A 19,777-nucleotide genomic window follows, 5' to 3' on the forward strand; every position below is an offset into this window, starting at 1 on the left:
CCATCTGTGGGCCCGATGACGTGAAAGTTTTACCAACATTTTGGAGAAATGTCCCGGTCGCCGGGGCAGAACGTGCGCGAGTCAGGTCATCCGGCACGACGGAGACGTTCGCGGGCTTCGTTCTCCGACAGTGAGGTGATGGGCTGCCCGGCCGCATGCTGGAACTTGGCGTCGTAGGCCCTGGTCCACACGCCCGCCGCCCATGCGCGTTGACGTTCGTCGGCGCTGAGGTCCCGGCCACGCGCTCGGCCGTACGCGACGAGGAATCGCCGCGTGTCCTCGACGGTGGCCAATGTGTCCGCGTCGATTGTCGAGTACAGCGCGGCGGCGAAGCCGACCAGGACGTCTTCGCTGTCCGCGGTCACGCTGTCCCAGTCGTGCACCACCAGCAGTGCATCGTCGCTCCAGCGCAGGTTGCCGGCAAGCCAGTCGCAGTGGCCGATCACAGGGCCGGACTCGCCGACCCGCAACCGGTCGCGAGCGCGACGCCCGGCGTCGTCGATCCACTCCGCGCCGGACACCTGGTCGAGGTCGACATCGGAGTCTTCCGACCGCGGCCACAGGCTGTCCCCGGCGTGATTCCAGGCGGCCCACGACGGTGCCGGGGCGAGCGTGGACATCTCGGCAGGACTGGGGGCCAGCCGGATCAGCCGCGCGAACGCCTCGGCGAAGACGGAGGCTGCGAGGTCCGCACTCGGCAGTACGGCGCCGCCGGGGACATAGACCTCCGCGGTGGCGATGTCACCACCGAGGGGAGCGGCGCCGGTGAGCGGTTCCGGGCAGGGATAACCGGCCTGGAAAAGGCGACGCTGAACCTCGACGCATTCTGCTATCCGTGGTGCGTCGGGGCGAACTTTGACTACAACCTCACGGCCATCGGCAAGCCGGAGCCCGATGACCGCGGACAGGTGCCCGGACCTGAATGTTTCCCCCGCAGGCGGGCTACCCAGCTGCTCCCGGCACCAGCGGGCGAGATTGTCAGGGTCGACCGCACACGCACGAGGTGGCATTTCGGCATCCTGACAGACGAACCCTCCACGGCCGAGACTGGCCGGCGTCCGCTCCCGCTTGAGCAGTCCGAAGTTCACTGACAGCCACGCACGCAAGTCGGCAAGCGCACCCCGGTGCGACAGCACCCTTTTGAGGGCGGCACTGCGGCTGCCGGTGCGTCGCCACGGCGATGCCGGCAACGGCGGTCTCGAACCGAAGGCAGGGCGGCGCAGTGTCTCGGCACGACGTCATGGTCAGGACAAGTGTGCCGACAGCAGCCAGGCCGGTGTCGACTTGCGGCCGTTGCCCTCGTTGCGGACGTCGCTGCCGGCGAAGTCCGCGAAGTCCGGGAAGTTCTCGGGGACGTTGGCGTGGATGCGGGCCGGCCGGATCTCGTCGATCGTCCAGTACGCGCCCACCGCCTCCCTTAGTTCCTCCGCGGAGACCGAGTTGACCCTGCCGGAGGGCACGGTCGCGCTGTCGAACACCAGCACGAAATAGGATGCGCCGGGCGCCGCGGCGCGCACGATCGATTCTTGATATCCCTGGCGCAGCTCGACCGGCATCGAGTGGAACAAGGTGCTGTCGACGATGGTGCCGAAACGGCCGTCGTAGCCGGTGAACGTGCTGATGTCGGCGATCGCGAAGCCGGCGTTGGTCAAGCCGCGCTGGGCGGCTTCCGCACGCGCGAGCTCGATCGCGGTCGGCGACTGGTCCAGGCCGACCGTCGTGAAGCCTCGCTCGGCGAGGTGGAGCGACGTTGCGCCCTCGCCGCAGCCGGCGTCGAGGACCTCGCCGTGGAATGCGCCCGTGTCGATGAGTGCGGCGATCTCGGGTTGCGGTTCGCCGATGCTCCACGGCGGCCGGAAGCCCTGCCCCATCTCGGGAGCCTGGCCACGATAGGCGGATTCGAACAACGCGTCGCTGGATGAGCTCGTCATGCACCTCAGAGTGTCAACCAGGTTGATATATGTCAACATGGTTGACATGGAAACCTTCCGGGACGAGCCGCTCGGCTACCTGCTGCATCGGGTCACCGCGGCGTTGCGCGCCGAGGTGGCCACCACCGTGCTCGAGCCGTCGGAGCTGGCGGCGCCGGAGTATCTCTGCCTGCGGATGCTGTCGCAGTCGCCGAAGTCCAACGCCCAGTTGGCCCGCGAGGCGCAGGTGTCGCCGCAGGCGATGAACAAGGTGGTTCTCGCGCTGCAGGATCGCGGCCTGGTGACGCGACCCGCCGCGGTGTCGTCCGGGAGGTCGTTGCCTGCCACGTTGACGCGCGAGGGTGTGGCGATGCTTGGTCGCCTGGACCCCGAGGTGGCCGAGGCCGAGAATCGGGTTCTGGCCGAGCTCGACGAACACGACCGGCGCGAGTTGCGGCGGCTCCTCGTCGCGGCCGGCCGGGTGGTGTCCCGGCGGTGATCCCGTCGGGACACCACCACAGCGGTCATACGAGGGCCGCCGACCACATCCTGGTTGCGGCACGAGCGGACGTCGACGACGTTTGTGTCGACCGCCTGTCAGCGCCGGGCGGGCAGCCGCGCGTGATGATCGGCGCCGAGAACCCGGATGCCCTGTCGCCCCGGTGGACCGAGCGCCTGGTTGATTCCGGCCGCGCGGTTCAGGGACATTCGCTCGCTGCGGTCGACTCAGTGCAGATCCGGCGAGCAAGATCGCGAAGCCGACGGTAATACGCGGCCTGCGTCGGATCGGTGAGCAACGGCAGCACGGTGTTGAGCTCTGCCAGGCAAGACGCGATTGCCGTGCGTCGCCACGCGTCGAGCCGACCGCCGCTGGACAACCAGGAACTGACGCAACCCGCGGTGTGAGCGTCGAGCAGGACCATGTCGATGCCGGCGATTTCAGCACCGCGTAAAGCAGGCGGAAAGGGCGCGCGCACATACACGTCCCACAGCCGTGCAATCTCGTCTGCCGCCACATTGGCCTCCCCGCCGAAATTGCACCCGGCAGCGCGTCACGTGCGCCGCTGCCCCTGGAGCTCTCCGACGAATCCAATCATGAGGCGTGCAAGAGTGGTGCGGCTGGTGACTTGGCGATCGCACCACGTGATAGACGTCCGAATCTCGGCACGGGAGTGCGTTCCCGCCGGCCAAGGAACGGCGTTGCCGATGTAGGCCGGCCGGGTCATGATCGCGTCGTGAACTCGGCTGGGGCTACTTTCGGCAGCTGTACGAAGGCTTGGAGCCGTTGCGGAAACGGGAACGGATACCTGCCGGCGGCTGCCGCGGGGACGATGAGCAGTTGTGGCGGATCATGAAACTCTACGGCCTCAGCCGGGTCAGCGACTATCTGATCGAACAGCTCTGCGCGCAGGAAGAGCCGCCGGCCGAGCTCGAGGTGTACACGGAGTTCTTCTCGGGCCTCGCGCTGACTCCGTTCGAGCACGCCGAGGCGTTCTCCCCGTTCCACCATGAGATCTTCGCCGTGGTGCAGGACCCGTCCGCGACGAGCGTGACCGTGGAGGAGGTGTTGTGGTTCGGTGATCTGCTGTTCAGCCGCGCCGGGGTGCGGGCGCCGCGGCATCTCGTCGATGCCGCGGTCGCCACGACCTCGACCCTCTATTTCACCTTCCGTCGCGGGTTGCGCCGGACCGCTGACTTGTCGCACGGCTGGGGTTCGAACTCCCAGTGGCGGACCTCCTTCAGCCGGTTCTACTCCGACGAGGAGGGGCTGCACTTCAACTGGGACGGCGAGGTGGACATCGGCGACGATTCTCCGGTGCCGCGGGCCGGTTGGGCCGAACACGAGATGGAGCCGCTGGACCAGCGCCGGGAACTGGTGCTGAATCGCTGTTTCGTCCGCGGGCCTCTGCCGGCCGACGACGGTGATCGGTTCCCCTACGGCGACCGGATCAGCCTCGGCGCCGCGGAGTGGCCGCTGCGTCCACTCGCGTCCGGTGGCCACACCTGACACAGTGGACGGATGCTGAAGCAGGTGGCCGACGGTGTCTGGGTGCGGCAGAGCGAGTGGGTCTGGAGCAACGCCATCGTCGTGCGGGGAGACGACGGAGTGGTCCTCGTCGATCCCGGGATCGATGGCTCGGATCTGAACCAGCTCGCCGATGACGTCGACCGGCTCGGGCTGCCGGTCGTCGCCGGGTTCGCCACCCATCTGCACTGGGACCACCTGCTCTGGCACTCCCGGTTCGGCGACGTGCCGCGTTACGCCACCGCCGCCTGCGCGCAGGCCGCCGGGGCCGTCCGGGAACGGGCGCAGGCCATGGCCGCCGAGAGCGCCACCGGTATTCCGCTGGAGCTGATCGGCCTCGTCACTCCGCTGCCCGACGATGGGGGACCGGTGCCGGGGGAGCTCGTCGCGCATGAGGCGCACGCCATCGGCCATGCCGCCGTCCTGCTCGCCGATCGGGGTGTTCTGCTCGCCGGGGACATGCTCTCCGACGTCCTGATCCCGATGCTCGACCCCCGCCGCCCCGGTCAGGTGGACGCCTACGCGACCGCGCTCGACCGGCTGGGCGAGGCCGCCCGGCACGTCGATGTCGTGGTCCCCGGCCACGGCTCCGTTGCCGAGGGACCCGAGGTAGCGGCCCGGCTTGACGCCGATCGGGTCTACCTCGACGCGCTGCGGCGCGGGGACGACCCCGTCGACGCGCGGCTCGAGCAGGACTGGCTCGACGGCCCCCACCAGGCGAACCTGGCGCAGGCCCGGAACTCAGCCGGCTGAACTCCGGCCGTCGAAGCCTTGCACGGCAACGGTTCGCCGGGCGACGCGGCCCCACAACGACGCCGCGACGATCGACACGGCCAGCAGTGTGACGCTGCCGACGATGTCGAGCACGTAGTGGTTCGCCGTGGCCAGCACGTCCGCCGTCATGAGCAGCGGGAACGCCCACGCCGCCAGTGCGGCGCGCGGATGCGTGGCCCGGAGCGCCGACCACACCGCGTACGCGCACCAGAGCGACCAGCCCACGTGCATGCTGGGCATGGCCGTGTAGTGCGTCGGACTCGTCCAGCTCGGCTGGTCGAAGATGTCGTACCTGGCCACGATGTCCACGGCACCCGGCAGGGCGAACCGCGGCGGTGACATCGGCACCGCCCAGTACACCGGCAGGACGAGGATCATCATCGCGACCATCGTCCGGCGAACCCGGCGGTAGACGTCGGCATGCCGGACGAACACCCACACCAAGGTGCCGGCGACCACGACGTAGTACAGCCGGTACAGGTACACGGCCAGCCGGCTGAGGAACGGATTCCCCGCCAGCCAGTCGTTCACGCTCCGCTCGATGTCGAGGTGCACCGCGTGTTCCGCGGACTGGAGGGCCAGCGCATGGGCGTTGGCGGCCGCGAAGTCCTTGCCCACAGCGGCGTCGAGGCGGGCGAAGAGCAGAAACCAGAGCACCAGGAAGATCAGCTCGACGAGCACGGCCGGCCGCTCGCCGACGCTCCGGAAGAGCGCGGGCACTCGACGGTTGCGCAGCACGCGGTCACCCTAGCCGAGAGCGTTCTCCGCCGGGCCGCGTGCGGATGCCGGGTGTCAGACGGTCGTGCCCTTCAAGGCGAGCAGGCTTTCCGCCGTCTCGGCGATCGTGTCTTCGATCGGCCGCGGTGACCAGCCGAGCACCCGCTGGGCCCACCGGCAGTTCGCGCGTGGGCACCTTCGACGCCCGGTCGCCGAGGCGGTCACGCAGGATCGCCGCGATCTCGCGTACCCAGAGGCTGTGCCCGGAGATCGCGAGGAACCGCTCGCCCGCCGCGGCCGGGTCGGTCATCGCCCGCAGGTGCAGGTCCGCGACGTCGCGGACGTCCACGTACCCCATCGCGAACTTCGGCAACGCGGGCAGCTCGCCGTCCAGCATCCGCTGGATCAGTCCCAGGGACGGCGAGTAGTCGGTGCCGAGCACCGGCCCGAACACACCCACGGGATTCACCACGGCCAGCTCGATCCCGCCGTGCTCGGCGACGAACTGCCAGGCCGCCTTCTCGGAGAGCGTCTTGGACTTCTGGTACGGCGGGATCCCGGCGTCCACATCGGACCAGTCCGCTTCGGTGAACACGCGCGACTTCTCGGGGTGCCCCATCATCCCGACGGCCCCGAACGCCGAGGTCAGCACGACCCGTTTCACCCTGGCCTCGCGTGCCGCCCGCAGCACGCGCAGCACCCCGTCCCGGGCGGGCACGACCATCTCGTCGTCGTTCTTGGGCACGCTGGTCAGCGTGGGGGAGGCGACGTGCAGCACGTAGTCGCATCCCTCGACCGCCTCGCGCCAGCCGGCGTCCTGCTGGAGGTCGGCCCGCAGCACGGTCAGCTTGGCGTCCTCGGGCGCTCCGCCGGCGCGGAGCATCTCCCGCACCGCAGGCTCCTTCTTCAAGTCGCGCACCGTCGTGCGGACCGAGTGCCCGTCCGCCAGCAACGCGAGCACGCACCAGCTGCCGATGTACCCGGAGCCGCCGGTGACCAGTACTTCAGCCATGGAAGAACCTCACAAAAGATCGAAGGGGATTTGGCGTGCCGCGTGGCGCTCGTCTAGAATTCCGGAGAACTCTCCACATACGGTAGTGGAGAGTTCTCCGGATAGCAAGGACGGCACATGGTTCGCTCGGACGCGCGGGAAAACCGGGCTCGCATCCTGGAGGTCGCTCGCGAGGCCTTCGTCGGAGGAAGCGACGTCTCGATGAACCAGATCGCGCAACGCGCCGGCGTCGGGCCCGGCACGCTGTACCGCAACTTCCCGACCCGTGAGGCTCTCGTGCTGGCCATCTACCAGGACGAAGTCGAGCGGCTCGTCGGGTCCGTCCCGGTGCTGCTCGCCGAGCTGGCGCCGCTGGAGGCGCTGCGGCAGTGGACCGTCGACCTGGTGGCCGCCATGCGGAAGAAGCACGGCCTCGGCGACGCGCTCAGCCCCGGCGGGCACCAGGCGATCACCGAGCAGACCTACGGCCCGGTCATCGCCGCCATCACGCGGCTGCTCGACGCGGGCAAGGCCGACGGCACCATCCGCGCCGACGCCGACCCCCGCGACTTCCTGCAGCTCACCGGTGCGCTCTGGCGGGCCGCGATGGGGCCGGAAGACCGGTCGGCGTCGATGCTCGCGCTCATCCTCGACGGCCTGGGCGCGCGCCGGTGAGCCCGCTCATTCGAAGAACTTGAGGCCCCAGCCGGTGTCGGTGGTCGCGCCCGGGACGTTGGCGCGGTGGTACGTCGTCGAGCCCCACCAGCAGAACGTCCCCGTGTACCAGTAGCGGTTGGCCCACGAGTACGGCGTGCCCTTGGGGACGGCGTGGAACATCAGCGGGAACTTCGGCCCGGCGGGCGGGCTCGTCGCGATGTCGCCGTTGAGCAGGACGAAGCTGTGGCTGCCCGGCCCGTCGACGTAGAGCGTCGGGTCCCAGCCGGCCATCATCGTCTCGCGGTGGGAGCCGAAGAGACAGCCGTTCGACTTGTACCAGTCCCAGACGTACGTCGGGTCGCCGCCGGCGCGCAGGCGGACCTCGGCGATGCAGTACTGGTCGCTCCAGCTGCCGTTGGCCGAGTAGGTGATGTGCAGCTGCCCGTTCGGGTCCTTGATCGCCGCGGGCGCCTCGTTGATGAACGGGGTGCCCACCACGCGTTCCCAGCTTTCCCGCGGCTGGGAGATGATGTACCGCCCGCCGGTCGGGGTGGTCGGGGTGCTCATCCGCGCGATGTAGAGGTTCTGCTCGACGTTGGTGTCCCCGGCCCAGCCCGACCAGACGAACCACCGCTGCCCGCCGAAGGTGAACATCGTGCCGTCGATGGCCCACTTGCCGTCGGGCAGTGCCAGCTGGGTCTCGGCCGTGTAACCGCTGTCGGCGACGGCGGAGCTGATCACGTACATCCGGTGCGCCGCACCGGTTCCGGCCGAGAAGTAGACGTAGAACCGGCCGCCGTCGGTGACGATTTCGGGGGCCCACACCTCTCCGCGGCCGCTGCTGTCCGACCAGATCCGGCGGGCGGGCGCGCTCGCCAGGCCGTCGGGTGACGTGGCTTGCCGCGCGACGATCCCGCCGCCGGACGACTGCACGGCGACGTAGGTGGAGCCGACCCGGAGCACGCTGGGATCGGCGGCCCGCAAGGACGTCTGCCCGGCCGCCGCGGTACCGGCGGCGACGAGCAGGAACACGACTGCGCAGCTCAGGAGCCGGAAGAGCTTCATGACCACATCCCTCGCTCGAGCGGGACCGAGCGCAGGATCACCCGTGATCGGGTTCGCGCGGTAGGGCCGCGGGTGCTTGCTCGATCCAGACCGGGCGAAATTGGTCTGAACCGGTGAGGTTCCGCTGAGCGGAGGCTCGGCGACGTGCAGCCGCGGCGAGGTGCGATCATCCTGCGGTTGAACATCCGGCCCCGCGGAGGACATCGATGACTGCCCCGGCTCGTGACGCGCTCGTGGCCGTCGCCACCCTGCTGGCGCCGGACGCCCCGGAGGTGGCCGCCCGCGCGGCGGCCGCCCACGACGACCAGGACGCCTACCTGCGCGAGCACGCCGACCGGCTCGACGACCGTGGTATCGACGAACCCTTCCCGCTGCTGCCGTGGGTCGCGCTGGTGGACGCGCTCACCGATCACGGCCTGCTGGCCGAGGTCGACTGGAAGGAAGCGCCCGACGAGATCGCCGGCCAACTGCGGGCCTTGCGATCCGCGCCGCGGGCGGACGAGCTGTGGACGTCGCTGGGGGAGAGTGAGCTGCCGACGTACGAGTTCCTCGAGGCGGCGGGGTACCGGCTGACCGACACCGGCACTGCCCTCGCGGTGCTCGACATCGAGTCCGACTGCTACCCGCTCGTGCTCCTGCCCGCCGCTCGCGCCGGCGACCTCGTGGCGCTCGCCGAAACGGCCGGGTTCACGGCCGCGCCGCTCGGCACTGTTGAAACGTAGAAATCGGCCGTGCAGGCAGTGCGTTGACTTGACCGACGAGCCCATAGTAGCGTCCCGGAACGACGTATTGAAACGTTTCGATCCGGAGGGCACGCATGAAGGTCGCCGTGCTCGTCACCTGCATCAACGACTCGCTCTTCCCGGACACGGGCAAGGCGGTGTTCCGGCTCCTGCGCCGCCTCGGCGTGGACGCGGACTTCCCGGAGGCGCAGACCTGCTGCGGCCAGCCGATGGTCAACACCGGCTACCTCGACGAGGCGATGCCGGTGGTGCGCGCCTTCGCACAAGCGTTCGCGGGCTACGACTACATCGTCACGCCGTCCGGTTCCTGCGCGGGCTCGGCGCGCCACCAGCACGGCCTGGTCGCGCGGCGGGCCGGCGATCCCCGGCTGGCCGAGAGCGGGCCGAAGGTCTACGAGCTGAGCGAATTCCTCGTCGACGTCCTCGGCGTCACCGACGTGGACGCCTACTTCCCGCACCGCGTCACCTACCACCCGACCTGCCATTCCTTGCGCATGCTCGGCGTCGCCGACAAGCCCCTGCGGCTGCTGCGCGAGGTGCGCGGGCTCGATCTCGTCGAGCTGCCCGCCGCCGAGGAGTGCTGCGGCTTCGGCGGCACCTTCGCGGTCAAGAACGCCGAGACATCCACAGCCATGGGCGCGGACAAGGCCCGGCACGTCCGGGACACCGGCGCCGAGGTGCTGGTCGCCGGCGACAACTCGTGCCTGCTGCACATCGGCGGCCTGCTGTCGCGGCAGCGGTCCGGCGTCCGCGTGCTGCACCTGGCCGACGTGCTCGCTTCGACCGAGGGGGACGCGTGAGTGCCACGTTCGTCGGCATGCCCGCGTTCCCGGCCGCGGCCCGGGAAGCGCTCGCCGACACGCAGCTGCGCCGCAACCTCGCCCACGCCACCGGCACGATCCGCGCCAAGCGCGCGGCCGTCGTCGGCGAGGTGGCCGAGTGGGAGGAACTGCGCTTGGCGGGCGCTGCGATCAAGGACAACACCCTGCGTCGCCTCGACGAGCACCTGCTGACGCTCGAAGCCGCGCTGCAGGCCAGAGGAGTGACCGTCCACTGGGCCCGCGACGCTCGGGAAGCCTGCGACATCGTCGCCCGCGTCGCGCGGGACCACGGCGTCGACGAGGTCGTCAAGGTCAAGTCGATGGCGACGCAGGAGATCGGCCTCAACGAGGCCCTCGCCGAACACGGCGTCACCGCCTGGGAAACCGACCTCGCCGAGCTCATCGTGCAGCTCGGCGACGACCTGCCCAGCCACATCCTGGTGCCGGCGATCCACCGCAACCGCGCGGAGATCCGGGAGATCTTCCGCCGCGAGATGGGCGCTGCGGGCCGGCCGGCACCCGACGGGCTCACCGACGACCCGGCCGAGCTCGCCGGCGCGGCCCGCCTGCACCTGCGGGAGAAGTTCCTGCGGGCCAGGATGGCCGTCTCGGGCGCGAACTTCGCCGTCGCCGAGAGCGGCACCCTCGTGGTCGTCGAGTCCGAGGGCAACGGCCGCATGTGCCTGACGCTGCCCGAGGTGCTCGTTTCGGTGGTGGGCATCGAAAAAGTCGTGCCCACGTGGACCGACCTGGACGTGTTCCTCCAGCTCCTGCCGCGCTCCAGCACGGGGGAGCGGATGAACCCCTACACCTCGACGTGGTCGGGTGTCACGCCCGGCGACGGGCCGCAGGAGATGCACGTCGTGCTGCTCGACAACGGCCGCACCCGGGCACTCGCCGACGAGGTCGGCCGGCAGGCGCTGCGCTGCATCCGCTGCTCGGCGTGCCTGAACGTCTGCCCGGTGTACGAGCGGACCGGCGGGCACGCCTACGGCTCGGTCTACCCCGGCCCGATCGGCGCGATCCTCAACCCGCTGCTCAAGGGCGTCGGCGTCGACGAGCAGACCGACTCGCTGCCGTACGCGTCCAGCCTGTGCGGCGCCTGCTTCGACGCGTGCCCGGTGCGCATCGACATCCCCGAGGTCCTGGTGCACCTGCGGTCCCGGGTGGTCGACGCGCATCGCGGCGGGCCGCCGAAACCCGAGGCGGTGGCGATGAAATCGGCGTCGTGGGTCCTGTCCGACGCCCGGCGGCTGGGGCTGGCCGAACGCGGGCTCGGCGTCGCGAACCGCGCGCTGACCCGCTTCGGCCGCCGCGTGCTGCCGGGCGGCCGTCGTGCGGTGGCCCGGCTGCCGTGGCCCGGCTCGGTGTGGACGAACGCCCGTGACCTCCCGGCCCCGCCGCGCGAGTCGTTCCGCGCTTGGTGGCGAAAGCGGTGAGCGCGCGCGAGGAGATCCTGGCCGCGGTCCGTGGCGCGCTGCGCGACGCGGACCGGGCCGAAGCGGCGGTCCCGCGCGGCTACCGGTCCGTCGCGGCCGCGGACGTCGTCGAGCTGTTCGCCGAGCGCGTGGTCGACTACCGCGCGGCCCTCACCCGCTGCACCGCCGCCGAGCTGCCCGGCGCCGTCCGCGCCGCGCTGGGGCCGGCGCGGAAAGTCCTGGTGCCCGAAGGGTTCCCGGTCGACGTCGGCGGCGGGGAAGGCGAGCTGGTCGAGTTCGACGCCGTCGTCACCACGGCCGCGCTCGGCATCGCGGCCACCGGCACCATCGTGCTCGACCACGGCCCGGGCCAGGGGCGGCGTGCGCTGAGCCTGGTGCCGGACGTGCACGTGTGCGTCGTCCGCGAGGACCAGATCGTGCCGGGCGTGCCGCAGGCCGTGGCCGCCCTCGATCCGGCGCGCCCGCAGACGTGGATCAGCGGGCCGAGCGCCACCAGTGACATCGAGCTGACCCGGGTGGAAGGCGTGCACGGGCCGCGGACCCTGCACGTCATCGTCGTCGCGGAGTGAACCTCCCCGGTGGCCCGGACGTCCCTTGATCATGATCACCACGAAATCGCGTTCCCTGGCCGCCGCTTCGCTCGTCGCCGCCGCTACCGCGCTGGTGGTCGTCGCCACCCCGGCGAGCGCGGCCGACGACCAGGTGGTGACCCGGGTGAGCCCGGTGGACCGGGCCGCCGCGCTGGCCCACTGGACGCCGGAGCGGATGCGGCAGTGGGTGGGTGACGACTCCCTGCCCCCGGCCGAGAAGATCGGCCGGGAATGGCCGGGGCCGGTGCCGGCGGGTGTCGGCCGGCTGTTCTTCACCGCCGTACCGGGCGTCGACGAGTCCTGCACCGCGACCGTGGTTCCCAGCGCCACCAAGGACGTCGCGCTCACCGCCGGGCACTGCGTCAACGGCGGCCTGGACCGGTTCGACAACCCGATCAAGATCGTCAACGTCGTGTTCGTGCCGGGTTACGACCACGGGAAGGCACCGCACGGCGTGTTCCCGGTCCGGGCCTTCGCCTGGTCGAACACCTATTCCGGGCCCATGAGCGGGACCGACGACGACGCGGTGATCGCGCTGGACCCGGTCGACGGCCGGCACGTCGCCGACGTCGCGGGCACCCAGGACGTCTCGTTCGCCCGGCCACCGTCCCCTGTGGACACCACGATGCTCGGCTACCCGGTTTCCCAGGCGGCCGGTGGTGAGGCGCTGTTCTCGTGCGCCCGGCCGGCCACGCTGAAGGCGAACTCGGTCACCACGACGTGGAACACCGACTGCGACCTCGCCGGTGGCTCCAGCGGCGGCCCGTGGTTGCGCGGCTTCGACCCCGCCACCGGCCGGGGCACGATCTTCAGCGTCACGAGCCGGGGCACGATGACCGAGGACGGCGTGACCACGGACCTCAGCGGTGCGGCGTTCACCGATCCCGTGCGGGCGCTGTACGAGCGCGCGGGGGAACTCTGAGCAGCTCGGCCGGGACCGGGCCGGGGTGCACGATCCCGAGGTGGCGGGTGGCCCGGGTCATGGCGACGTACAGGTCGTGGTGGCCGAGGGGCGCTTCGAGGATCGCGGCCGGGTCGGCGATGAGGACCGAGTCGAACTCCAGGCCCTTGGCCTGAGCGGGGGTGAGGACCACGACCCGGCCGGTCAGGTCCGGGTGCGCGGTGGGGGACAGCGCTTCGGTCAGGGTGCCCGGAGTGATGATCGCGAGCCGGCCGGTGGTGTGCGCCGCGGCGAGTTCGGCGACGACGGCGGGCAGCTCCGCGCGGGTGGTTCCCAGGCGCCAGGGCGGTTCGCCGGTCGAGCGGACCGACCGGGGCGGCGTCACGCCGGTGACCAGGTCGGTGGTGGCGGCCATGATCTCGGCGGGGGTGCGGTAGTTGACGCTGAGCCGCACGAGGTGCCGGCGGTCTCGCAGGTGTGGCCGCAGCACGTCGTCCCACGAGCCGGCGCCGGCCGGGCTCCCGGTCTGGGCGAGGTCCCCGACGATGGTCATCGACCGGGTGGGACACCGGCGCATCAGCATCCGCCAGTCCATTTCGGACAGTTCCTGGGCTTCGTCGACGACCACGTGCCCGAATACCGCCGTGTCCTGGCCGAGCAGGGCGGCGGCTTCGTCCAGCAACGGGACGTCCGCGGCACTCCAGCCGCCGGCTCGCTCGCCGAGGAGGTCCGCCACCACCTGCTCAGGGGTCAGCGGCGGCCACAGCGCGTCGAGGGTCGCCTGGACGACGGGGTCGGCGAGCAGGGACTGCAGCAGGCCGGCGCGGGCGGTCTCGTCCAGCATGGTTCGCGGTCCGTCGTGGTCGTCGACCACGACACCCGCGGCGGCCAGCGCACGCAGGTCGGCCTCGCCGAGCCGCCCGTCCGGGCTGCCGCCGTCGATCGCCTCGCCGGTGTCGGTGAGCACGATCGCCTCCAGGTCCTCGACGAGACGCCGGGCGAGCGCCTCGACGACGTGGCGCTGGAAGAGCAGCCGGGCCTGGTTGTGCGGGAGCCGGGTCCGCCGGGCCTCGGCCGCGGCGCGGGCGCACGTGGCCGGGTCGAGGCGCAGCGTCTGCTGCTCGAACTCGACGTCGATGGCGTCGTCCGGGGTCCGGACCCGCGCTCGCACCGCGTCGGCCAGCCGTCCGGCCATGACCGCCCGCCCCTTGCCCGCGGCGGTCTCCGGCGGGTCCGATCGGCTGACTTCGGTGCCCGGCCGCAGCTCGGCGAGGGTGGCCGTGACGACGCTGTGCTCGCCGAGACCGGGGAGAACCTGGCCGATGTAGCCGAGGAACAGCCGGCTGGGACCGACGACCAGGACACCGCGGGTGCGCAGGTGCGGCCGGGTGTAGAGCAGGTAGGCGACCCGGTGCAGGGCGACGGCGGTCTTGCCCGTGCCGGGACCGCCCTCGACGACGAGCACGCCGCCGGTCTCGTGCCGGATGATCCGGTCCTGTTCGGCCTGCAGGGTGGTGACGACGTCGTGCATCCGCCCGGTGCGCTCCGCGGTTACCGCCGCCAGCAGCGCCGCGTCCCCGACCAGCGCGTCGTCGCCGGCGCCGTCCGCGGTCAGCAGTTCGTCGTCGAGCGCGACGACCGTGCGGCCCCGCGTGGTGATGCGCCGCCGTCGCCGCACGCCTTGGGGAGCGGCGGCCGTCGCGGTGTAGAACGCCCGGGCCGCCGGGACGCGCCAGTCCACCAGCAGCGGCTCGCCGTCGTCGTCGCGGAAGAGGCCGAGCCTGCCGATGTAGACGCGCCGGCCGTCGTCCAGATCGAGCCGGCCGAAACACAGCCCCTGCTCCACCGAGTCGAGCCGGGCCACCTCCGCCCGCCAGACGGCGGCCGCCTCCTGATCTTCGGTCGCCGAGCGCGCGACCGCCGTCTCGCGCAGGGCGTCCACGCGGGCGTAGAGGCCGGCCACGTGGTCACGTTCGAGTTCGAGCTCACGGTCTTCGCCGGTCACAGGCGTTCTCCCCCAGGTCGGTGCCGTCGAGGGTGCCCGGCGAATCCGGCGAAGAACAGTCTTGTTCTTTCCCGGCGCGAGGACGCCGTGCCTATGCGGCGGTGAGGTCTTCGGGCGGGACCCACAGCGGCGCGGTGTCCGCGCGTTCGGGGTGCAGCCAGCCGCGCTGCTCGGCCGTTTCCCGCGCGATCCGCAGGTAGGCCTGGACGGTTTCCGGTGACTCGCCGTCGCGCCACGCCAGTGACCAGGGGTAGACCGGTTGCAGCTCCCGGGGCCGGTGGACCGGCACGCCGCGGTCGGCGTAGCGGCGGGCGTAGCTGTCGAATTCGAGCAGGAAGGCGCTGTCGCGCGCGCGGCTGACGGCGGCGTGGCAGGTGTCGAACGTGCCGGGGTTGCCCAGCCAGCGCAGGGCGACGCCGGTGTGCTGTTCCCACGAGCTCAGGTACCGGCCGTGCACGTTGTACAACGCCGTGCCGGGCCCGTCCGCGAAGACCTCGAGGGGCCGCTCGTGCACCGACGCCGCCGGGCGGCTCGGGTCACCCGGCCGTCCGACCAGCCAGAACGGCTCGAGGCGGAGCAGGACGTGCTGCCACCCGGCCGGGAAGTCGGCCTTCAGAGCGGCGGTGACGCGGAGGACGGCGACGTCGAGGTGGTCCTCGAGCAGCGCGCTGAGCTGGCGGGCGCTGTCCATCTGGCTCTGGACGAGCCGGACGCCGGGATGGGCGGCGACGAACGCGTCGGCGACGACCCGGCTGGTGTCCAGTTCGAAGATGTGGGCGATCCGCAGGTGATCCGGTGCGGGCTCGCGCAGCATCTGGTCGGCGGTGGCCAGCAGCTGCCGGGCGTGGTGCAGGAACCGCTCGCCGCGCGGGGTCAGCGCGACGTGCCGGCTGTCGCGCACCAGCAGGGGCGCGCCGACGTCGGCTTCGAGCCGGCGGATCTGCTTGGACAGCGCCGGCTGGCTGATGAAGAGCTTGGTGGCGGCCCGCCCGAAGTGCAGTTCGTCGGCGACGGTGACGAAGTACCGCACCAGCCTGAGGTCGAGGTCCATGCGGGCCTTCCGGCGCGAAGGGAGTGAGGCAGTGCGCCAACGATGCCACCACGGCTATCGATGCACACCCAACGGGTCTTGGACGCCGGTGCCGCGGTTCGTGTTGGCTTCGGGGAAAGCCCGCACCAACTGGAGGATCCGATGGCCGACCCGGGCACCCCCGTCGTGTTCATCCACGGTCTGTGGCTGCACGCCACCTCGTGGAACCCCTGGATCGACCACTTCCGGGCGGCCGGCTACGAGCCGATCGCCCCGGGCTGGCCGCACGAGCCCGAAACCGTCGAACAGGCCCGGGAAAACCCCGAAGCCGTCGCGGACATCAGCATCGACGACGCCACCGGCCACTTCGCCTCGGTCATCGCGGGCCTCGAGCGGGCGCCGGTGATCATCGGCCACTCCTTCGGCGGCCTGATCACCGAGAAGCTGCTGGGCCAGGGCATCGGCCTGGCCGGCGTCGCCATCGACCCCGCCCAGATCAAGGGCGTCCTGCCCCTGCCGCTGGCGCAGCTGCGCGCCGGGCTGCCGGCGCTGGGCAATCCCGCCAACCTGCACCGGGCCGTTTCGCTGACCGAGAAGGAGTTCCGGTTCGGCTTCGGCAACGCGCTGCCCGACGAGGAGTCGTCGGAGCTGTACCGGCGCTGGACGATCCCGTCCCCGGCCCGGCCGCTGTTCCAGGCCGCGGCGGCCAACTTCGTGATGCACTCCCAAGCGAAGGTCGACACCCACCGCGAAGACCGCGGCCCGCTCCTGCTGATCTCGGGCACCGCGGACCACACCGTCCCGGACGTCGTCACCCGCTCGACGCTCAAGCAGTACCGGGATTCCGCAGCCGTCACCGAGCTGAAGCAGTTCGAGGGCCGGGGGCATTCGCTCACGGTCGACAGCGGCTGGCGCGACGTCGCCGACGCCGTGCTCGGCTGGCTGCGCGAGCACGGGATCTAGGCGGGTGGACCTCGGGCTGGACGGCGCGGTCGCCGTCGTCACCGGGGCCGGCCGGGGAATCGGGCTGGCCGTCGCGCAGACCCTCGTCGCGGAGGGGGTGCACGTCGTGGCCGGCGCCCGCGACCCCGGACCGGATCTCGACGTCCTCGTCCGGGCCGGCAAGGCACACACCCTGGCCGTGGACCTCGGCACCGCCGAGGGGCCGGGGCGGCTCGCCGAGCTGGCGCTGACCGAGTTCGGGCGGATCGACATCCTGGTCAACAACGTCGGCGCGGTCACGCCGAGGACGAACGGCTTCCTGCTGGTCACCGACGACGAGTGGGCCCGGTCGCTGACGCTGAACCTCGTCAGCGCGGTCCGGGCCACGCGCGCCGTGCTGCCGGCGATGGTGACGGCCGGGCGCGGCAGCATCGTCACGATCGCCTCGATCAACGCGAGCCTGCCCGACCCCGGCGTCATCGACTACAGCGCGGCGAAAGCGGCGCTGGTCAACTTCACGAAGTCGGTGTCGAAGGAGTTCGGCCCGCACGGCATCCGCGCCAACGCGATCAACCCGGGCCCGGTCGCGACCCGGCTGTGGCTCGGCACGGGCGGCGTCGCCGAAACGATCGCCGCCACCACGGGCGGGAACCCGGAGTCGGTCGCCGAGGAAGCCGCGGCCCACGCGGTCACCGGACGCTTCACCCAGCCCGCCGAGGTCGCGAACCTCGCGGTCTTCTTGGCGAGCGACCGGGTGGCCGGCAACATCACCGGGGCCAACTTCGCCATCGACGGCGGGTATTCCACCGAGACGCACTAGGCGTGCGAGGCCGGCGGCATGACCGATCGGGCCGGACCGCGGCGGTAACCGGAGCGAACCCGCGACGGCGGCGGCCCGGGCGCGGAGCAGGCCCGCGTCGCGTTGACCGCCGGGACCTCGGCCGACCGGCCGCTCGACCCGGACGGCGAGTGGCGGGGGCCGATCAGGATCCGCCTGCCCCGCGGCGAGTGACGGCACGGCCCTTTCCTTGACCTGACGACGACGGCCTCGCTACCGTGCCGGAACGGTCCGGTAATGCCGTCCGCAGAACGGAAACCCCGTCATGACAGCGATCCACCACGTGGCGGTCGTCGTCGACGACCTCGAAGCGGCGGTCGGCTTCTACACCCGCGTGCTCGGCTTCCGGCTCTCCGAAGCCCGCCCCGGGAACCTCGGGCCCGGAGCCTGGCTGGACGTCGGCGACCAGCAGCTGCACCTCATCGCCGGGGCGCCGGGACCTGCGCGGGGCCAGCACTTCGCCGTGCTCGTCGACGATCTCGACGCCGAGGTCCGGCGGCTGCGCGCCGACGGGTTCGAAGTCAGCGATCCCGCGCCGGTCGGCGCCGCGCGCCAGTCCTTCCTCGCCGATCCCTCGGGCAACGCCATCGAGCTGCACGAGAAATAGCGTCACGGCAGGTCGAGGTGCTCCCGCAGGGTCGTGCCCTCGTACTCCGTCCGGTAGACGCCGCGGTCCTGCAGCTCCGGGACCAGCCGGTCGACGACGTCGTCCAGCGCGGCCGGGACCAGGTGCGGGCTGAGGTTGAACCCGTCCACCGCCCGCGTCCGCACGTACCGCGCCCATTCGTCGGCGACCTGGCCCGGCGTGCCGACGAAGCCGTGCTGACGCGGCTGGACCTCGAGGACGAGCTGGTGGATCGACAGGTTCTTCGCCTCGGCCAGCTCCCGCCACCGGCGGATCCGGTCGAGCTTGCCCGTCCGGTCCTCGATCGAGATCGTCCCGCGTGACGGGTCGAGTTCGCCCTCGGCGGGCTCGACGTCCGGCAGCGGGCCGTGCGGGTCATAGGCCGACAGGTCCTGACCCCAGTACTGCTCGAGGAACGTCAGCGCGCGCTGGGGCGTGATCTGCCGGCGCCGGATGTCCTCGGCGCGCTCGGCCGCGTCGGCCGGGGTGTCGCCCAGGACGACGGTCGCGCCGGGCAGGATCCGCACCGCGTCGGCGGGCCGGCCGTGGCGGGCCAGCCTCGCGCGCAGGTCCTCGGCGTAGGCGAGGGCCTTGTCGTAGGCGGTGTTCGCCGAGAAGACGACGTCCGCGTACTTCGCCGCCAGTTCGCGGCCGCCGGCGGAGTCCCCGGCCTGGAACAGCACCGGCCGGCCCTGGGGGCTCGGCGGCACCGTCGGCGTCGCGCGCAGGCTCACCAGGTCGGTGTGGCGGGCCACCAGCCCGGTCCCGGACCACAGCGCCAGCGCGGCCTCGACGAACTGCTCGGCCCGCTCGTAGCGGCGTTCGTGCGCCAGCCAGCCGCCCCGGCGGAAGTTGGCGCCGGTCCAGGCGTTGTCGGTGGTGACGATGTTCCAGCCGGCCCGGCCGCCGGACAGGTAGTCCAAAGAGGACAGCCGGCGGGCGAGGTCGGCGGGGAAGTTGTACGTGGTGTTCTGCGTGGCGACCAGCCCGATCCGGGTCGTGGCACCGGCCAGCGCGCTCAGCTGCGTGATCGCGTCCGGGCGGCCGGCGACGTCGAGGGCGTGGACGCGGCCGCGGTTCTCCCGCACCCGCAGGCCTTCGCCGAGGAAGAAGGCGTCGAACAGGCCGCGTTCGAGCGTCCGCGCGACGGAGACGTAGGTCTCGATCTCGGTGTGCGGCGCGTTCGACGGGTCGTCCCACAGGTAGTGCGGGCCGACGCCGGTGTAGAACACGCCCAGGTGCAGCCGCGCGCTCATGCGGCACCGCCGGCCGCGAACAGGCTCGCCGGCCGGGCGAGACCGAGCGAAGTGCGCAAGGTGGCGCCCGGCTCCGGCGGGGTGAGCAGGCCTTCGGCGCGCAGCGCGGGCAGCACCTCACCGGCCAGCACCGGCAGGTCGGTCGCGAGGGCGGCGGGGTGCAGCCGGACGCCGTCGACGCTGGTGGCCAGCCAGCCCAGCAGCTCGGTCAGGCCGGGCGCGGATCCGCTGTAGCGCAGGCGATCCCCGTGCGGCCGGCGCGCGGAGATCCGCGAGCCGATCCTCGCCTCTTACGAACGGCAGGCGCAGCCGCTGTACTACGCGGCCCGGCTGTGGGTCGACGCCGTCGTGGACCCGGTCGAGACGCGTGACTGGCTGGCGCTGTGCCTGGCCATGGCCGCCGACGCGCCGAAGCGGGAGACCCGCTTCGGGGTCTTCAGGATGTGA

Annotated in this window: 23 protein-coding genes; 13 read left to right on the forward strand and 10 right to left on the reverse strand. The window is 71.7% G+C overall.

What is annotated here, in order from left to right:
• Nucleotides 1-86: 86 nt before the first annotated feature.
• Both QQ657_RS08130 and QQ657_RS08135 read right to left on the reverse strand, forming a co-directional pair.
• Entirely contained in the window at nt 87-1,136 is a 1,050-nt protein-coding gene (locus QQ657_RS08130) for a phosphotransferase (protein WP_284741473.1), read from the reverse strand.
• A 108-nt stretch (nt 1,137-1,244) separates the two neighbouring features.
• A complete protein-coding gene (locus QQ657_RS08135; protein WP_284741474.1) occupies nt 1,245-1,931 on the reverse strand; it encodes a class I SAM-dependent methyltransferase in 687 nt (228 codons plus the stop codon).
• A gap of 46 nt (nt 1,932-1,977) precedes the next feature.
• Here QQ657_RS08135 and QQ657_RS08140 point away from each other — a divergent pair, with 46 nt between their 5' ends.
• Complete coding sequence (locus tag QQ657_RS08140; RefSeq protein ID WP_284741475.1) at nt 1,978-2,409, forward strand: MarR family winged helix-turn-helix transcriptional regulator; 432 nt, start codon at nt 1,978-1,980, stop codon at nt 2,407-2,409.
• 199 nt (nt 2,410-2,608) lie between these two features.
• Here QQ657_RS08140 and QQ657_RS08145 read toward each other — a convergent pair whose 3' ends face one another.
• Nucleotides 2,609-2,926, reverse strand: coding sequence for a hypothetical protein (locus QQ657_RS08145; RefSeq protein WP_284741476.1), 318 nt, complete (start codon nt 2,924-2,926; stop codon nt 2,609-2,611).
• Nucleotides 2,927-3,261: 335 nt separating this feature from the next.
• Here QQ657_RS08145 and QQ657_RS08150 point away from each other — a divergent pair, with 335 nt between their 5' ends.
• The gene (locus QQ657_RS08150; protein WP_284741477.1) at nt 3,262-3,918 is read left to right on the forward strand and encodes a hypothetical protein; all 657 of its coding nucleotides are present in this window, start codon (nt 3,262-3,264) and stop codon (nt 3,916-3,918) included.
• A 12-nt stretch (nt 3,919-3,930) separates the two neighbouring features.
• Nucleotides 3,931-4,689, forward strand: a complete 759-nt coding sequence (locus tag QQ657_RS08155) for an MBL fold metallo-hydrolase (RefSeq protein WP_284741478.1) — start codon at nt 3,931-3,933, stop codon at nt 4,687-4,689.
• Here the strand turns inward: QQ657_RS08155 and QQ657_RS08160 are convergent.
• Together QQ657_RS08160 and QQ657_RS08165 are read right to left on the reverse strand one after the other, a co-directional pair.
• Complete coding sequence (locus tag QQ657_RS08160; RefSeq protein WP_284741479.1) at nt 4,678-5,448, reverse strand: phosphatase PAP2 family protein; 771 nt, start codon at nt 5,446-5,448, stop codon at nt 4,678-4,680. The two genes, QQ657_RS08155 and QQ657_RS08160, sit on opposite strands and share 12 nt — an antisense overlap.
• Nucleotides 5,449-5,452: 4 nt before the next feature.
• Complete coding sequence (locus QQ657_RS08165) at nt 5,453-6,439, reverse strand: SDR family oxidoreductase (protein ID WP_284741480.1); 987 nt, start codon at nt 6,437-6,439, stop codon at nt 5,453-5,455.
• Between the two features lie 117 nt (nt 6,440-6,556).
• Here QQ657_RS08165 and QQ657_RS08170 point away from each other — a divergent pair, with 117 nt between their 5' ends.
• Nucleotides 6,557-7,093 carry a TetR/AcrR family transcriptional regulator gene (locus QQ657_RS08170; protein WP_284741481.1) on the forward strand — a complete coding sequence of 179 codons (537 nt, stop codon included), beginning with the start codon at nt 6,557-6,559 and terminating at the stop codon, nt 7,091-7,093.
• A gap of 6 nt (nt 7,094-7,099) precedes the next feature.
• Here the strand turns inward: QQ657_RS08170 and QQ657_RS08175 are convergent, their stop codons facing one another.
• Nucleotides 7,100-8,140, reverse strand: coding sequence for a glycoside hydrolase family 43 protein (locus QQ657_RS08175; RefSeq protein WP_284741482.1), 1,041 nt, complete (start codon nt 8,138-8,140; stop codon nt 7,100-7,102).
• 206 nt (nt 8,141-8,346) lie between these two features.
• On the opposite strand from QQ657_RS08175, the gene QQ657_RS08180 reads away from it, so the two are divergent.
• The 5 genes from QQ657_RS08180 to QQ657_RS08200 all read left to right on the forward strand — a co-directional run bounded on the left by QQ657_RS08180 (nt 8,347) and on the right by QQ657_RS08200 (nt 12,655).
• On the forward strand, nt 8,347-8,862 hold the full coding sequence (locus QQ657_RS08180; protein ID WP_284741483.1) for a DUF6630 family protein: 516 nt from the start codon (nt 8,347-8,349) through the stop codon (nt 8,860-8,862).
• Between the two features lie 95 nt (nt 8,863-8,957).
• On the forward strand, nt 8,958-9,683 hold the full coding sequence (locus tag QQ657_RS08185; protein WP_284741484.1) for a (Fe-S)-binding protein: 726 nt from the start codon (nt 8,958-8,960) through the stop codon (nt 9,681-9,683).
• A gap of 17 nt (nt 9,684-9,700) precedes the next feature.
• Nucleotides 9,701-11,143, forward strand: coding sequence for a lactate utilization protein B (locus QQ657_RS08190; RefSeq protein WP_284741633.1), 1,443 nt, complete (start codon nt 9,701-9,703; stop codon nt 11,141-11,143).
• On the forward strand, nt 11,140-11,712 hold the full coding sequence (locus QQ657_RS08195) for a LutC/YkgG family protein (RefSeq protein WP_284741485.1): 573 nt from the start codon (nt 11,140-11,142) through the stop codon (nt 11,710-11,712). The genes QQ657_RS08190 and QQ657_RS08195 overlap by 4 nt, the downstream gene beginning before the upstream one ends.
• 31 nt (nt 11,713-11,743) lie before the next feature.
• On the forward strand, nt 11,744-12,655 hold the full coding sequence (locus QQ657_RS08200; RefSeq protein ID WP_284741486.1) for a trypsin-like serine peptidase: 912 nt from the start codon (nt 11,744-11,746) through the stop codon (nt 12,653-12,655).
• Here the strand turns inward: QQ657_RS08200 and QQ657_RS08205 are convergent.
• Both QQ657_RS08205 and QQ657_RS08210 read right to left on the reverse strand, forming a co-directional pair.
• Complete coding sequence (locus QQ657_RS08205; RefSeq protein WP_284741487.1) at nt 12,609-14,639, reverse strand: HelD family protein; 2,031 nt, start codon at nt 14,637-14,639, stop codon at nt 12,609-12,611. The genes QQ657_RS08200 and QQ657_RS08205 overlap by 47 nt on opposite strands.
• Before the next feature lie 91 nt (nt 14,640-14,730).
• The gene (locus QQ657_RS08210; protein WP_284741488.1) at nt 14,731-15,690 is read right to left on the reverse strand and encodes a LysR family transcriptional regulator; all 960 of its coding nucleotides are present in this window, start codon (nt 15,688-15,690) and stop codon (nt 14,731-14,733) included.
• Between the two features lie 141 nt (nt 15,691-15,831).
• On the opposite strand from QQ657_RS08210, the gene QQ657_RS08215 reads away from it, so the two are divergent.
• The 3 genes from QQ657_RS08215 (at nt 15,832) to QQ657_RS08225 (ending at nt 18,056) form a co-directional block, all read left to right on the forward strand.
• A complete protein-coding gene (locus QQ657_RS08215) occupies nt 15,832-16,632 on the forward strand; it encodes an alpha/beta hydrolase (RefSeq protein ID WP_284741489.1) in 801 nt (266 codons plus the stop codon).
• A gap of 4 nt (nt 16,633-16,636) precedes the next feature.
• Entirely contained in the window at nt 16,637-17,431 is a 795-nt protein-coding gene (locus tag QQ657_RS08220) for an SDR family NAD(P)-dependent oxidoreductase (protein WP_284741490.1), read from the forward strand.
• A gap of 283 nt (nt 17,432-17,714) precedes the next feature.
• On the forward strand, nt 17,715-18,056 hold the full coding sequence (locus QQ657_RS08225; RefSeq protein WP_284741491.1) for a VOC family protein: 342 nt from the start codon (nt 17,715-17,717) through the stop codon (nt 18,054-18,056).
• Between the two features lie 2 nt (nt 18,057-18,058).
• Here the strand turns inward: QQ657_RS08225 and QQ657_RS08230 are convergent, their stop codons facing one another.
• Together QQ657_RS08230 and QQ657_RS08235 are read right to left on the reverse strand one after the other, a co-directional pair.
• Entirely contained in the window at nt 18,059-19,330 is a 1,272-nt protein-coding gene (locus QQ657_RS08230) for an LLM class flavin-dependent oxidoreductase (protein ID WP_284741492.1), read from the reverse strand.
• On the reverse strand, nt 19,327-19,461 hold the full coding sequence (locus QQ657_RS08235; RefSeq protein ID WP_284741493.1) for a hypothetical protein: 135 nt from the start codon (nt 19,459-19,461) through the stop codon (nt 19,327-19,329). Before QQ657_RS08235 ends, QQ657_RS08230 begins: the two co-directional genes overlap by 4 nt.
• A 136-nt stretch (nt 19,462-19,597) precedes the next feature.
• Here QQ657_RS08235 and QQ657_RS56655 point away from each other — a divergent pair, with 136 nt between their 5' ends.
• On the forward strand, nt 19,598-19,777 hold the full coding sequence (locus tag QQ657_RS56655) for a carboxyl transferase domain-containing protein (RefSeq protein WP_434056728.1): 180 nt from the start codon (nt 19,598-19,600) through the stop codon (nt 19,775-19,777).

The organism is Amycolatopsis ponsaeliensis, from assembly GCF_030182635.1.
In the GTDB taxonomy this organism is placed as follows: domain Bacteria; phylum Actinomycetota; class Actinomycetes; order Mycobacteriales; family Pseudonocardiaceae; genus Amycolatopsis; species Amycolatopsis ponsaeliensis.